A 14,976-nucleotide genomic window follows, 5' to 3' on the forward strand; every position below is an offset into this window, starting at 1 on the left:
TCCATTTGGTTATCCCGGCAAGATTTTATTTGCCGTTCCAGGCCTTCAGGTTTGCATCACGGGTTTTCAGCTTTTGCTCTGGCGTCAGCTTGTTATACCCTTCTCCCAGGCCGCTTTCCCAGTCACCGTACAGCGGGTTAGGAAGAATGATAAAGCGGGTGCCAAACAGCTGATGGTTCTGGTTGACGAAGGCACGGCGCTGCGCGTTGCCCTGATGATAAGTGGCCGCGCCATAATCGTTCAGGTTATCGCCGATATACAGCACCACATTGTAGCCTTCTGCCTTGATGGCATCGAAACGTGCCTGCTTATTGGAGCTGTCAGTTTTCAGGCGTAACGTTTTTTGATTAACACCGGTAAAACCCAGCTGCTTAAGGTTGTCTGCCGTCGCGGCAGCATCTTTATTGTCACGGTTGGAGACATAAAAGACCGTGCCGCCATGACTGTTAACGTATCGGGCAAAATCCACCGCGCCCGGCACCGCTGCGGCCTGGCGGGCCTGGGTCCAGGCTGACCAGCTTTTATCAGCAAACGGCTGCCCTGCCTTCACCTGCCATGCGCTGTAAGCACTGTTATCGATCATCGTTTCATCAAGATCGACAATGACCGCCTTCGGTTTGCCGGTCAGTGAGGGAGCCTGATCAAATGACAGCGTGGCGAAGTTAAAAGCCTGATAAGCCAGCGCCTGATACTCGCCCGACTGCTGGAACCAGTTCAGCGCCATAACCGACTGCTGATTAAGTTCGGCATTGCCATCAGGCTTTTTTGTCGCGCAGCCGGACAAAGCCAGCGCCATCAGGACACTGGTGCTTAACAGGGTGGTGGTTTTCATCTTCAAGGTGCAGCTCCATTCAGGAATTTACAGGAAATGGTTTCAGATTGTCGCCTTAAAAATGCAGTATAACGGCCATAATGTGAAGCTATTGTTAACTCACCGCCTGCTAAAAAGGACGCCGCGATGTCTGGTGCTTATCTCTCTCCCCTGCTCTCATCCATTGACTGGCTGGATCATGCTTTTCTGACCGCCGGGGAACGCCCACCGGCAGAGACGGTGTATAACCTTCAGCGTCATACGGCGGAGGTGCTGCTGGACAACGAGGCGCTTCCGGTTAAAAGCCAACAGGCTGATGGGCTGATCGCCACCGGAAGCCGTCCTGTCGCGGTCTACACCGCTGACTGCCTGCCCGTGCTGATCGCAGACCATCGCCAGCAACAGGTTGCGGCGGTCCATGCCGGGCTGAACGGCGCGCTGGGCGGCGTGCTTATCACCGCGATCGGGCGTCTTTTTCAGCGAGGTGCCACGCCGGACAGCCTGACCATCGCCATTGGTCCGGCTATCGGTCCCTGCTGCTACGAGCTGGGCGAAGAGAGGATAGCCGCCATCCGCCAGCAGGATCCTCACCATCTGCTGCCACTGATTGCCCTGTCGGAACAGCAAAGCCGCAACCCACTGGCGGTTCGTCCACAGGCATCAGCCACAACCAACGGCGTGTGGTTTGATTTGCCACTGCTGGCAAAGCGCATGGCAATGCGGGAAGGTGTTGCGGAGGGGCAGATCGAGCTGAGCGGGGTGTGCACTTACTGTATGGCGGAAGAGCAGGCAAGCTATCGCCGCAACACCCACGTTCACTGCGGCTATCAGCAGCGATTTTCATGGATCAAGCGGCGATAAGCAGGGATTAACGCAGTTTAACCGAGCGAAGAACAACGAATTTCTGATTGGAAGCCACGGTGGTGCAGTTACCAAACAGTTTTTTCATTTTCTGGAAGTAATCAAGATGTCGGTTGCCGACAATGCGCAGCTCGCCACCGTGCTGTAAACAGCGGTAAGCATCACGAAACATCTGCCAGGCAATGTGCGCCGTCAGGGTGTTCTGCTGATGAAAAGGTGGATTACAGAGCACCGTATGCAGGCTGTTGGCAGGAAACCCTGCCAGCGCATTATTCACCGTAAAGTGGCAGCGTGACAGACATTCGAGCCGATTCACCTCAACATTCATCCGGCTGGAGGCGACGGCCATTGAGGACTCGTCAACAAAATGCACCACCGCCGCCGGATTTTGCCGTAGCGCCATCAGGCCGATCACCCCATTACCACAGCCCAGATCGACAATTTCGCCCTCAATATTTTCCGGCAGATGCGCCATAAAGAAACGCGCCCCGACATCCAGTCCGCTGCGGGCGAAGACGTTGGCATGATTGTGAATGCGGTAATCAGTGCCTTCCAGCTGCCATGAAAAGGTATCGGGTGCCTCCGCCAGCGCAGGCAGATCGGCACGACAGAAAATCAGCCGGGCTTTCTTGACCGCCAGCGAGGTGGTGGTGTGTCCCAGTACGCGCTCGAAAAGTTGCAGCGTGGAGGTGTGAATAACTTTCGCTTTAGCCGCCGCAATAATCTCTGTCTCCGGGCCCACCACCAGACGCAATGCCCGTAGTTGCTGCTCAAGCAACGCCAGCGTTTTCGGAATTTTAATCAGCACGCGGGCGGGCCTGACCGGCAGCGGCGTGAGGCTGTCGAGAAACTGTACGTCCTGTTCCGCCATCCCGTTGAGCGCCAGATTATGGCGGGTGGCCAGCTGGCCGATCAGTGAATCGCTGATGCTGTAACGCAGTTCCCCGTCCAGCGCACAGGCCAGCGCGCCGAAGGTGTCATTAAAGATAAATGTCGGCCCGCTTGCCGGCTTCTCTGCCAGATGCTGCAACAGATACTCATCGGCTGCATCCCACGCCTGGAGAGGACTCTCCTCGCCCGTCCGGGGAAAGCGGTGCAACGTCAGCGTGCGCTGGCTCAGTTCAAATTGGCTCATGGGATCACCCTGATGGTAAAAATTCCCGCGATTTATCCCCTAAAACGTGGGAGCAGTAAATGTTTTTCTTCCCCGATCGGCATCCGGGCCGCCTGATTATGGCCCCGCAATCCTGCCATCTGGATAAATACGCCCACCGTCGTGGTAGACTTGCCAACCCTGTTCCTCCACTTTTCAACCCCGGAGTCAGCATGTCATCGCTGGTATATCTGCAAGGCTATCCCGAATCTCTGCTGGACCAGGTGCGCACGCTGATTGCGGAACAGCGCCTGGACGACGTGCTGCAAAAGCGCTACCCGCACAACCACAATATTACCAGCGACAGGGCACTGTACGATTACACGCTGGATCTGAAAAACCAGTCGCTGCGCAATGCCCCACCGCTGAATAAAGTCTTTTATGACAATAAAATCCGGGTGATGAAAGATGCTCTTGGGCTACACACCGCCATTTCCCGCGTTCAGGGCGGCAGGCTGAAAGCCAAAGCAGAGATCCGGGTTGCCACGCTTTTCAAACAGGCACCTGAAGCGTTTTTACGGATGATTGTGGTTCACGAGCTGGCACACATTAAAGAGAAGAATCACAGCAAGGCGTTTTATCAACTGTGCTGTCATATGGAGCCGCAGTATCACCAGCTGGAGTTTGATACCCGGCTGTGGCTGACCGCCAGAGCGCTGGAAAACGGAGCCGCTGAATGAGGGGATCAGGCCAGCAGAGACATCGCCTGGCCCCTCAGAGAAAATCTTTGGCTTTCTGGATAAGACTGGTTTTGGTCAGCGCCCCCAGATATTTCCTCTCGTGAGGATTATTCAGCACCGGCAGACGCTCCAGCGTGACGCGGGCGAATGCCTCCCAGCCTTCAGTAATCGACTGGTTTTCGTAAATACAGGGAAAGGTTTCATCCACCACGCAGCTGACCGGCGAGTCCAGGGTGATGGTCTTGTCCAGCACCTGACGGGAAATATCGTGAATCGACGCCGCGCCCAGAAATACCCCCGTTTCGCTGATGACATAGACAAAGCGTTCGCGCTTGAGTGAACTGACCGCCAGCGCTTTACCCACCGAATCCTCCGGCTTCAGCGCCGCGCCGGAGACGATAAACTGCGAAATAATGCCGTTGTCGAAATCGAATTTGGCATCTGAACGGCTGAAGTGATGCTTAATCACCGGATAAGTGCTGCCGGATTGCAGCCGGTAGACGGTCATTGAGGCCAGCGCACAGGCGATCATGGTGGGAAACAGCAGGCTGCTGTTCAGCGTCATCTCCAGCACCATCAGCATCGCCATCAGCGGTGCCTGGCTGACCGAGGCCAGCATGGCCCCCATGCCGACGGCGGCGAAGATCACCGCATGATCGACCGGCATCCCCGCCATCGCGCCCAGAGACGCCACCAGAACCCCCAGTACTGCACCGGTTAACAGCGACGGCGTAAACAGCCCACCCACCGCGTTGGAACCGACTGAAACGGCGGTCGCGACCATTTTCAGCAGCAGCAGAATCACCAGCCCTTGCACAACATAACCGCCCGCCATAATTTCAACGATCACTTCATAACCGTTTCCCAGGATCTGAGGGGTGCAGATTGCCATTATGCCAACCAGCACGCCCCCCAGCCCCAGCCGCAGCGGCAGATTTTTCACCCGTGCGAAGCACGTTTTACTGCGGTCAATCAGCCAGATGATTGCCCAGCCCAGCAGCCCGGCCAGCAAACCGATGGCAACGGTCAGTAGCAGGTTGCTGGTGGTCAGCTCAAACTGTGCCTGCGAGAAAGGATAAACCGCCGAACGGTAACCCAGCATCCACATATTTAACACCGCCGCCGCAGAGGCGATGATCAGCGGGATAAGACGCTGTAGCGAAGAGATACCAAAGGCGATTTCCGCCACGAAAATGGCCGACGCCAGCGGCGCATGGTAGACCGAAGAGAGTCCGGCCGCCGCAGCCATAGCCACCACATCGCTGTTTTTTAGTGATAATTTCCGGATAACAGAGAGCCGTCCCATCAGGCTGCCGCTCAGCGCGGAAAGCTGCACCATCGGGCCTTCCTTACCAATGGATGCGCCGCTGCTGATACTGGCAATCGATGAGAGCGCACGAAACTGCGATGTTTTGGTTGGCACCGCTTCCAGCCGGGCGTTGATCACTTCCAGATAATCGGTGCGAACCGTCTCCTTTTGCTCAATGGCGGTAGCATAACGCAGAAAAAATCCGGCCAGCAGCCCGCCTGCACCCACAATCAGCGGCCAGAGATACCACGGATAAACGCCGATCCCCTGGGTGACATCCTGCCCACGGGCAAACAGCAGCTTATTAATTAATTCAATCAGTTGCCTGAATCCCAGCGTCACCAGCGACGCCACCAGCCCCACGGGAATGGCAATGAGAATGCTGCTCCAGTTCAGTGCATGTTTACTGCCGGTGATCATCCTGGTTTTTTCTCCCCGCGTGCAGATATGCGTTTATGGTGAGAGAGGCAACGTTAAAAATCAAACGCCCGGTGCGGTTCAGGCCGCGAAATTGCGATAAATATTTCTGAATATTACCAAACATGATTGACCTTTACGCTGCCGTCCGTTATTGTCGGCGGCAGCAAAGGGGAGTAACTTCATTGCCGGTTAATCGTCATTACGGTGCGCAAGCACCCGGTTGCCGGGCAACCAGGATTCCCATCCTGTGTTGTAAGTGAGACCTTGCCGGAAGGCGAGGTTTGCTTACAGCAAATATACTGTGGCTGACGTCTTCCAACGTTAGCCATTTTATTTTGCACAGGAACCTTCTATGAATAGCGTAGGCACACCGTTACTCTGGGGCAGCTTTGCTGTTGTGGTGCTGATTATGTTGGCGATTGACCTGCTGTTGCAGGGGCGTCGCGGTAGTCAGACCATGTCTCTTAAACAGGCCGCCTTCTGGTCGCTGGTCTGGATCTCCGTCTCGCTGCTTTTTGCCGCCGGTTTATGGTGGTATTTGCAGGGCACCGCCGGACCTGAAATCGCCCACACGCAAACCCTCGCTTTCCTGACCGGCTATGTGCTGGAAAAAGCGCTGGCGGTGGATAACGTCTTTGTCTGGCTGATGCTGTTTGGCTACTTTGCCATACCGGCGAATTTACAGCGCAGGGTGCTGATTTACGGCGTGCTGGGAGCGATTGTCCTGCGCACCATCATGATTTTCGCCGGGAGCTGGCTGGTGAATGAATTCAGCTGGATCCTCTACGTATTCGGTGCGTTCCTACTGTTTACCGGCGTGAAAATGGCCCTGGCGGGTAAAGACGGTGAAGGTTCGCCGGGCGATAAGCCGGTGGTACGCTGGCTGCGCAAACATCTGCGCATGACTGATGACCTCGAAGGTGAGCAGTTTTTTATTCGCCGCAACGGGCTGCTTTATGCCACGCCGCTGCTGCTGGTGCTGATTATGGTCGAACTGAGCGATGTGATTTTCGCCGTCGACAGTATCCCGGCTATCTTTGCCGTCACCACCGATCCCTTTATCGTCCTGACCTCCAATCTGTTTGCCATTCTGGGATTGCGCGCCATGTACTTCCTGCTGTCTGCCGTGGCGGAGCGTTTCTCAATGCTGAAATATGGCCTTGCGGTGATACTGGTCTTTATCGGTTTCAAAATGCTGATCGTCGATTTCTGGCATATTCCGGTGGCTGTCTCGCTGAGCGTGGTAGGCGGTATTCTGGCAGTGACACTGGTGATTAACGCGGTGGTTAATCGTCGTAACGACCAACGACAAAAGCTGAAATAATCAATTTACCCTTATATAACAACGTGCCTGCGACAGCGGTAATTACCTGCCGCAGGCCATTTTTCCCTTCCCCTGACATCACATTTCCTTATACTGCCCCGGCAAACACACGCTTTTCGCTGAATTCAGAAGAAGGATGCGTTCATAACAATCACTTAATCACTGGTTTTACTATGAGTATGGAAAAAAGCCGTCCGGGTCTGCTGCAACGTCTGTTACAGGCAAGCCTGGTGAGTCAGATTTTAATCGGCCTGCTGGCCGGTATTGCTCTTGCCTGGTTTTCAAAAGAGAGCGCCCAGTCCGTTGGCCTGCTGGGTACGCTGTTCGTCAATGCGCTGAAAGCCGTCGCCCCGATGCTGGTGATGGTGCTGGTGATTGCCTCAATCGCTAACCATCAACACGGACAGAAAACCAATATTCGCCCGATTATCACCCTCTATCTGCTCAGTACCTTTTTTGCCGCCGTGCTGGCGGTAGTATGCAGCCATCTGCTGCCACAAAGCCTGACGCTGAGCGCCGTTGACCAGCAGATCGTGCCGCCCTCGGGCATTATGGCGGTGTTGAACGGACTGCTGATGAGTATGATTTCCAATCCGGTTGACGCGCTGCTGCATGCCAATTACATCGGTATTCTGGTGTGGGCTATCGGGCTGGGCTTCGCCTTTCGCCACAGCAGCCAGACAACCCGCACCTTTCTGAACGACGCGGCAGATGCCATCACCTGGCTGGTTCGTATCGTTATCCGCTTTGCACCGCTGGGAATTTTTGGCCTGGTTGGCTCGATTCTGGCCTCTACCGGTTTTTCTGCCTTGTGGAATTATGCCCATCTGCTGGGCCTGTTGATTGGCTGTATGCTGCTGATGGCGCTGGTGGTTAACCCGGTGCTGGTGTTGTGGAAAATCCGCCGTAATCCTTATCCGCTGGTGTTTACCTGCCTGCGGGAGAGCGGCGTAACCGCCTTCTTTACCCGCAGCTCAGCGGCGAATATTCCGGTCAATATGGCGCTGGCAAAAAAACTGGGACTGGATGAGGATACCTATTCGGTGTCGATTCCGGTGGGTGCCAATATCAGTATGGCGGGTGCCGCTATCACCATCACCGTGCTGACGCTGGCAGCGGTTAACACGCTGGGTATCCATGTGGATATCAGCACCGCGATTCTGCTGAGCGTGGTGGCGTCGATCTGTGCCTGTGGCGCTTCCGGGGTGGCCGGCGGTTCGCTGCTGCTGATCCCGGTAGCCTGCAATATGTTTGGTATCCCTGCCGATGTAGCGATGCAGGTGGTGGCGGTCGGCTTTATCATTGGCGTGCTTCAGGATTCGGCTGAAACAGCGCTGAACTCCTCCGCCGATATTCTGTTTACCGCTGCGGCCTGCATGGCAGAACAGCAGGCAGAGCAGCAACGCACCTCGTAGTGGTTTCGCCACGGCCTGTCGCCGTGGCGTCCTGAGTTAACCCATTCAGAGCGTTACGCCGCTTTTGAAAATCGCCAGCTCGCGGAAATCATTTTGCTCATTTCGCGTCGGACGACCGCAGGCTATCTCCACCAGCGTATCGACAAATCTCGCCAGCAGGGTCTCCATATCCGTACCGTGCAGCAACGCCCCGGCGTCGAAGTCAATCCAGTGAGGCTTTTTGAGCGCCAGCTCACTGTTGGTCGCCAGCTTAACCGTCGGCACAAATCCACCGTAGGGTGTACCGCGCCCGGTACTGAACAGCACCATATGACAGCCCGCCCCCGCCAGTGCGCTGGTCGCCACCGCATCGTTTCCCGGCGCACTCAGCAGATTCAACCCAGGCTGCGTTAACCTTTCGCCGTATTTCAGCACGTCCACCACCTGGCTCTGCCCCGCTTTCTGGGTGCAGCCGAGCGACTTCTCCTCCAGCGTGGTGATACCGCCTGCCTTATTGCCCGGCGAGGGGTTCTCATATATCGGCTGATGGTTGTCGATGAAGTAGCGTTTAAAATCGTTGATCATCTGCACGGTTTTTCCGAAGGTTGCCTCGTCCCGACAGCGGCTCATCAGAATACGCTCGGCGCCAAACATTTCCGGCACCTCGGTCAGTACGGTGGTGCCGCCGTTGGCGATCATCTGGTCGGAAAAGCGTCCCAGCAGCGGATTGGCGGTGATCCCGGACAGGCCGTCGGAACCCCCACACTCCAAGCCAAACTTCAGTTCGCTCAGCCAGCCCGGCCGGCGCTGGTCATGGCGCATCACTTCGTACAGACGTTTCAGCTGCGCCACCCCTTCCTCAACCTCATCATCACACTGTTGCAGGGTGATAAAACCGACGCGATCGGCATCGTAGTCCCCCAGCGTGGCGCGAAAAACATCTACCTGGTTGTTCTCACAGCCAAGTCCAATCACCAGCACCGCGCCGGCATTTGGGTGGTGAACCATATTTTGCAGCATGGTGCGGGTATTAACGTGATCCTGCCCCAGCTGCGAGCAGCCAAACGGGTGGGTAAAGAGGTGAACGCCATCAATATCGGCGGCATCCTCACTCTCTTTCAGAAAGCGGCTGAGGATTTGTTTCGCGATGCCGTTCACGCAGCCGACGGTCGGCAGGAGCCACAGCTCATTACGGATGCCCACATCCCCGTTGCGACGACGGTAAATCTCTATCTCACGGTCAGCCGCCTGCGCGGGTAGCCTGGCGAAATCGGGCTGATAACGATAGTCATCCACGTCATTCAGATTAGTGCGGGCGTTGTGTGAATGAATAACCTCACCGGCGATAACAGAGCGGGTGGCGTGAGCAATAGGCAGGCCGTATTTCACCACCCGTTCGCCATCGGCCAGTGGTCGGAGAGCGAATTTGTGCCCGCGTTCCACCGGCTGTTGCAGGCGAACAGGCAGGCCATCCACCGTCAGCGTTTCACCTTCCTCCAGCGCGCTGAGCGCCACGGCAACGTTGTCTTCAGGATGAATTTTAATAAAACGCGACATAGCCTGCTCCTCAGTTAACGTGGGCCAGCGCCTCACGCATACCTTTATCAACAATTCGCTGCACATTTGCCGTCACGCATTCGGCTAACTCAGGCACATCATTCAGATTCATTCCCCAGTGGGCCTCATCGCACAGCACCTGCTCCACCAGTTGCCGTGCGGTCAACTGGTGCTGGTCGTACTGCTGCCACAAGGTACTGAAAAGCTGTAACCAGCGCGGATCGTCCTGAAGCGGATAGTCGCCGCTGTCGCGCTGACCGCGACAGAACACCAGCAGCGCCGCCAGCGCGAAAGTCAGTCTGGCCGGTAGTTTTTGCTGCTGTTGCTGGCTGACCAGCAATTGCGGCAGCAACCGTGTGCGAAATTTGGTCATGCCGTTCAGGGCAATGGCCTGAAGTTGATGGTGAATAAACGGATTACGAAAGCGGTTGAGCACCGCATCGGCAAACAGATTCAGCTCAGGCGCGGGCAGGGACAGCGTCGGAATGATCTCCTGGCGCAGCAGGGCTTCGACAAAATCCGCTATCTGCGCATCGGCCATTGCCTCACCCACCGTGTCCAGTCCCGCCAGAAAGGCCACCGGCACCAGCGCCGTGTGTGCGCCATTCAGAATCGCCACCTTCTGTTGTTTAAAGGGCCTGATATCGTCAACCAGCCTGACATTCAGCGGGTAATCATTCAGCCGCAATGCCTCTGCCAGCCAGTCCGGCCCCTGAATCACCAGCAGGTAGTAGACCTCTCCCGCGACCAGATACTCATCGCGATAGCCCAGCTGCGGCTCAATCTCTGCCGCATCCTGGGGATAGCCGGTGACAATACGGTCAACCAGCGTGGAACAGAACAGGTTATCCTGCGCCACCCACTGACTGAACGCCGCCGGAAGCTGCCATTCCGCGGCATACTGCAACACCAACGCTTTTAACGCCGCACCGTTATCATCAATCAGCTCACAAGGCATAATCACCCAGCCTTTATCACTGGCCCCGGCAAAATGGTGCCAGCGCTCCAGCAGCAGACGGGTCAGTTTGGCCGGAAAAGAGGCGGGCGGCGTGTCGGTCACCTTTTCCCCTGCGGCATACTGAATCCCGGCTTCGGTGGTATTGGAGAAGACAAAGCGAATAGCCTCGTCACGCGCCAGCGCAAGAAAGGCGTCGAACTGTTGATAAGGATGTATTTCGCGGTTAACCGAACGGATTAACCGTGACTCACTGACCACATCACCCGCCGAATCAATGCCACGGATGAGCGTGGTGTACAGACCTTGCTGGCTGTTCAGCGTGCGAGATACCTCGCCGTTACGCGGACGCACTACCACCACACCGGCATCAAGTTGGGTGTGTTCGTTCAGCAGGTCGATTTGCCAGTCGATAAACGCGCGAAGGAAATTCCCTTCACCAAACTGAATAATACGATCGGGATGGTTCCGGCCTGGAAAGTGCTGGCGGTTCAGGCTGAGCATAACATCTTCCTGTAAAGTCTCGGGACAACAGGGCAGCACGCTGCCCATACCGCTTAAATGCCAACGTCAAAGTAATTGCGGGCATTGTTAAAACAGATGTTCTGCACCATTTTGCCCAACAGATTGATGTCGGCAGGGGCTTCGCCGTTATCCACCCAGCGGCCGATCATCTGGCACAGCAGACGGCGGAAATATTCATGGCGGGTATAGGAGAGGAAGCTGCGGCTGTCGGTGAGCATCCCGATAAAACGGCTGAGCAGCCCCATTTGCGCCAGCTGCGTCATCTGGCGGGTCATACCATCAAGCTGATCGTTAAACCACCAGGCGGAACCAAACTGGATTTTACCCGGCTGCCCTTCTGCCTGGAAATTGCCCGCCAGCGTCGCCAGCACTTCGTTATCACGTGGATTGAGGCAGTAAAGAATGGTTTTGGGCAGTTGGTTATCGCGGTTTTGCGCATCCAGCAGTCGCGTCAGTGGCACCGCCACCGGACTGTCATTGATCGAGTCATAGCCTACATCAGGCCCTGACAGCCTGAACTGGCGGCTATTAGCGTTGCGCAATGCACCAATATGATACTGCTGAACCCAGCCGCGTCGGGCATATTCCCTGCCCAACCACAGCAGCACCGCCGTTCTGAACTGCGCAATTTCCAGCGCGTCAGGGGTGATTCCAGCCAGTCGCCGGGCGAGGATGCCGTCCAGCGTGGCATCTTCTGCCTCAGCAAACACCACCACATCCAGCGCATGATCCGCCACCTTACAGCCGTGAGCGGCGAAATGATCCAGACGCAGGTTCAGCGCCCGCCGCAGATCGTCAAACCGGACAATCTCAATATCCGCCACCGCAGCGAGTTTTTGCAGATAATCCGTAAAGCCCGCCGCCTCGATATTAAAGGCTTTATCCGGACGCCAGCTGGGCAGAACAGCAATATCAAAGCTGGAGTCTTCCGCCAGCTGACGGTGATAACGTAAATCGTCGATGGGATCGTCAGTAGTACCCACCATTCTGACCTTCATCTGTTGCATGATGCCACGCGCGCTGAAGCGTTCTTCTGCCAGCAGTTCGTTGCACTGCTGCCAGACAGCATCGGCTGTCTGTTCAGATAACAAAGTGTGGGTAATGCCAAAGGGCCGACGAAGTTCCAGATGCGTCCAGTGATAAAGCGGGTTACCAATAGTGTCAGGCACCGTTCTGGCCCAGGCGTTGAATTTTTCGCGGTCGCTGGCATCGCCGGTAATCAATGCTTCCGCTACGCCATTGGCGCGCATCGCCCGCCATTTGTAGTGGTCACCCTTCAGCCAGATGTCCCACAGATTAGTAAAACGATAATTTTCAGCAACTTGCTGCGGTGGCAGGTGGCAGTGGTAATCAAAAATGGGCTGGTCGGCAGCAAAATCATGGTACAACCGGCGGGCAAACTCGCCTGACAATAGAAAGTCTTCACTCATAAAACCGGACATAACCTTCCCCTGTTTTCGTCATCATGCAATAAAGTTATCATACCAATAAGCCTTTACGCTGTGGGTTTTCTGCCACAGCGATCACAAAATCATCGTTTTTTATCCCGACAAATCCACGTCATATTATAAATACAATAAAAATCAATATTTTAAACCAAATACAAATTAACCATCCGAAAAATAGCAGTATTTGTGATGGTACTCACCTTTATAATTTGTATGACAGGTTATCGTCTCGACGTTCCGATACTGGCTGGATAAGTTTCCGAATAGTCGTCGTGCGGGTGCCATTAGCGCTAAGCCGTCCCGCTCCGGACAGAACAGCCGCGAAAATATCGTGGTCTTAAAACAGAATCTGGAGAGTAACAATGCGTAAAATCAGGGGATTGCGTTGGTATATGATCGGGCTGGTGACTCTGGGAACCGTTTTAGGTTATCTGACGCGCAACACCATTGCCGTTGCCGCACCGGCGCTGGAATCACAGTTACATATCACCACCCAGCAGTACTCTTACATCGTTGCCGCCTACTCCGCCTGTTATACCATTATGCAACCCGTGGCAGGCTATATTCTGGATCTGCTGGGCACCCGCGCAGGCTATGCCATGTTCGCTATTTTGTGGGCGATATTTTGTGCTGCCACCGCGCTGGCTAACAGCTGGGGCGGGCTGGCCATTGCGCGTGCCGCCGTGGGTGCCGCAGAGGCCGCAATGATCCCCGCCGGGCTGAAAGCCAGTAGTGAGTGGTTTCCGGCGAGGGAACGCTCGGTTGCCGTAGGCTACTTCAATGTCGGCTCGTCCATTGGCGCAATGCTGGCACCACCGTTGGTGGTCTGGGCAATTATGGCGCACAGCTGGGAGATGGCCTTTATTGTCACCGGTATCCTGAGTGGCATCTGGGCATTGTGCTGGCTCTTCTTCTATAAGCATCCGAAAGACCACAAAAAATTACAGAATGATGAACGGAACTATATTCTCTCTGGTCAGGAAGCTCAGCATCAGTCGACACACGCCAGAAAGATGTCAGCCTGGCAAATTATCCGCAACCGACAGTTCTGGGGGATAGCGCTACCGCGCTTTCTGGCTGAGCCAGCCTGGGGGACGTTTAATGCCTGGATACCCCTGTTTATGTTCAAAGTTTACGGATTTAACCTGAAGGAGATTGCCCTCTTTGCCTGGTTGCCGATGCTGTTCGCCGACCTTGGATGCATTCTGGGCGGCTATCTGCCGCCGCTGTTTCAACGCTGGTTTGGCGTTAATCTGATCGTGTCACGCAAACTGGTGGTGACGATGGGGGCCGTGCTGATGATCGGTCCGGGAACCATCGGCCTGTTTACCAGCCCCTATGTCGCTATTGCTTTGCTCTGCCTGGGCGGATTTGCTCACCAGTCATTATCGGGCGCGTTAATTACTCTCTCCTCTGACGTTTTCGGTCGTAACGAGGTGGCCACGGCCAATGGTCTGACCGGGATGGCTGCATGGACCGCCAGCACGCTGTTCGCCCTGGTGGTTGGCGCGCTGGCGGATACGCTGGGTTTCAGCCCGCTGTTTGCCGTTCTGGCGCTGATGGATCTGCTGGGCGCAGCGGCGATCTGGACATTGCTCAGTAATCGTCCGGTTGTCAGTCAGGCAAAAATGGTGCCGGAGAACGGCGCGACGCTGACACAGTCATAGCGGCAGTTCCTCTCCTGGCATGAAAGTGGTATAACAAATCGTATTTTAGTCACACAGCCGGAGAGGAACTATGGTTCTGACTGAATCCAGACGTCTTTATCAACAGCTCGCCGCCGAGTTTAAACATCGCCTGCAACAGGGCATCTATTCGGTTGGCGAAAAATTACCCGCAGAACGCTACATTGCGGAGGAGATGGGCGTCAGCCGGACGGTAGTCCGTGAAGCCATTATCATGCTGGAGGTGGAGGGCTTCGTCGAAGTACGCAAAGGCTCCGGCATTCATGTTATCTCGCAGCAACAAAATAAAACGGTAACCCCGGACAGTTCGCTTGAGTTCGCCAGCTTTGGTCCTTTTGAGCTGCTACAGGCACGTCAGCTGGTAGAGAGCAATATTGCGGAGTTTGCAGCCACTCAGGTTACCCGCCAGGATATTTTGCAACTGATGGAAATCCAGCAACAGGCGCGAAAGGAAGATCGCTTTCGCGATTCAGAATGGGATCTGAAATTTCATGTGCAGATCGCCCAGTCAACACAGAATGGCGCGCTGGCGGCAATTGTTGAAAAAATGTGGTTACACCGTTTGCATAATCCCTACTGGCTGAAACTGCATGAACACATCGATGATAAGTCGATTGAAAGCTGGTGTGATGACCATGACAGAATCCTTAATGCCTTGATCAAAAAGGATCCTTCGGCCAGTAAGCTGGCAATGTGGCAACATCTGGAAAACACGCGTCAGATGCTGTTTGATGCAACAACAGACGATTTTGAATGCAATATTGACCGCTATATGTTCTCAGAAAACCCGGTTGTAACCCTGCAATCACCTGTAGTAAGCAAATAATTAACCTTTTCCGCCGCTCAGGGCAGCG

Annotated in this window: 12 protein-coding genes; 6 read left to right on the forward strand and 6 right to left on the reverse strand. The window is 55.2% G+C overall.

Annotated features, from left to right (window positions below; all coding sequences use genetic code 11):
• Window positions 1-25 precede the first annotated feature (25 nt).
• Complete coding sequence (locus BG55_RS16440) at window positions 26-832, reverse strand: 5'-nucleotidase, lipoprotein e(P4) family (protein WP_034939766.1); 807 nt, start codon at window positions 830-832, stop codon at window positions 26-28.
• Between the two features lie 126 nt (window positions 833-958).
• Between BG55_RS16440 and BG55_RS16445 the strand changes: the two genes are divergently transcribed.
• Window positions 959-1,672: a purine nucleoside phosphorylase YfiH/LACC1 family protein gene (locus tag BG55_RS16445; RefSeq protein WP_034939768.1), complete on the forward strand. Its 714-nt coding sequence runs from the start codon at window positions 959-961 to the stop codon at window positions 1,670-1,672.
• 7 nt (window positions 1,673-1,679) lie between these two features.
• Here the strand turns inward: BG55_RS16445 and rlmG are convergent, their stop codons facing one another.
• Window positions 1,680-2,807 (reverse strand): 23S rRNA (guanine(1835)-N(2))-methyltransferase RlmG, encoded by a 1,128-nt coding sequence (rlmG, locus tag BG55_RS16450; RefSeq protein ID WP_034939769.1) that lies wholly within the window; start codon window positions 2,805-2,807, stop codon window positions 1,680-1,682.
• 191 nt (window positions 2,808-2,998) lie between these two features.
• Between rlmG and BG55_RS16455 the strand changes: the two genes are divergently transcribed.
• Window positions 2,999-3,505, forward strand: coding sequence for a M48 metallopeptidase family protein (locus BG55_RS16455; RefSeq protein ID WP_034939771.1), 507 nt, complete (start codon window positions 2,999-3,001; stop codon window positions 3,503-3,505).
• A gap of 34 nt (window positions 3,506-3,539) precedes the next feature.
• Here BG55_RS16455 and BG55_RS16460 read toward each other — a convergent pair whose 3' ends face one another.
• Window positions 3,540-5,234 carry a chloride channel protein gene (locus BG55_RS16460; RefSeq protein ID WP_034939772.1) on the reverse strand — a complete coding sequence of 565 codons (1,695 nt, stop codon included), beginning with the start codon at window positions 5,232-5,234 and terminating at the stop codon, window positions 3,540-3,542.
• A 352-nt stretch (window positions 5,235-5,586) separates the two neighbouring features.
• Between BG55_RS16460 and BG55_RS16465 the strand changes: the two genes are divergently transcribed.
• On the forward strand, window positions 5,587-6,558 hold the full coding sequence (locus BG55_RS16465; RefSeq protein WP_034939774.1) for a TerC family protein: 972 nt from the start codon (window positions 5,587-5,589) through the stop codon (window positions 6,556-6,558).
• Window positions 6,559-6,737: 179 nt separating this feature from the next.
• Window positions 6,738-7,973, forward strand: coding sequence for a serine/threonine transporter SstT (sstT, locus tag BG55_RS16470; RefSeq protein WP_034940018.1), 1,236 nt, complete (start codon window positions 6,738-6,740; stop codon window positions 7,971-7,973).
• Between the two features lie 45 nt (window positions 7,974-8,018).
• On the opposite strand, the gene BG55_RS16475 is transcribed toward sstT, so the two are convergent.
• The 3 genes from BG55_RS16475 to uxaC are packed head-to-tail and all read right to left on the reverse strand — an operon-like array spanning window position 8,019 to window position 12,431.
• On the reverse strand, window positions 8,019-9,509 hold the full coding sequence (locus tag BG55_RS16475; protein ID WP_034939775.1) for a UxaA family hydrolase: 1,491 nt from the start codon (window positions 9,507-9,509) through the stop codon (window positions 8,019-8,021).
• Window positions 9,510-9,519: 10 nt separating this feature from the next.
• Window positions 9,520-10,968: a tagaturonate reductase gene (locus BG55_RS16480; protein ID WP_034939777.1), complete on the reverse strand. Its 1,449-nt coding sequence runs from the start codon at window positions 10,966-10,968 to the stop codon at window positions 9,520-9,522.
• 53 nt (window positions 10,969-11,021) lie between these two features.
• On the reverse strand, window positions 11,022-12,431 hold the full coding sequence (gene uxaC / locus BG55_RS16485; protein ID WP_034939778.1) for a glucuronate isomerase: 1,410 nt from the start codon (window positions 12,429-12,431) through the stop codon (window positions 11,022-11,024).
• 368 nt (window positions 12,432-12,799) lie between these two features.
• Here uxaC and BG55_RS16490 point away from each other — a divergent pair, with 368 nt between their 5' ends.
• Together BG55_RS16490 and exuR are read left to right on the forward strand one after the other, a co-directional pair.
• Entirely contained in the window at window positions 12,800-14,104 is a 1,305-nt protein-coding gene (locus tag BG55_RS16490; protein ID WP_034939780.1) for an MFS transporter, read from the forward strand.
• Window positions 14,105-14,174: 70 nt separating this feature from the next.
• Window positions 14,175-14,948 (forward strand): transcriptional regulator ExuR, encoded by a 774-nt coding sequence (gene exuR, locus BG55_RS16495; protein WP_034939781.1) that lies wholly within the window; start codon window positions 14,175-14,177, stop codon window positions 14,946-14,948.
• Window positions 14,949-14,976 lie beyond the last annotated feature (28 nt).

Source organism: Erwinia mallotivora (assembly GCF_000590885.1).
Taxonomy (GTDB): domain Bacteria; phylum Pseudomonadota; class Gammaproteobacteria; order Enterobacterales; family Enterobacteriaceae; genus Erwinia; species Erwinia mallotivora.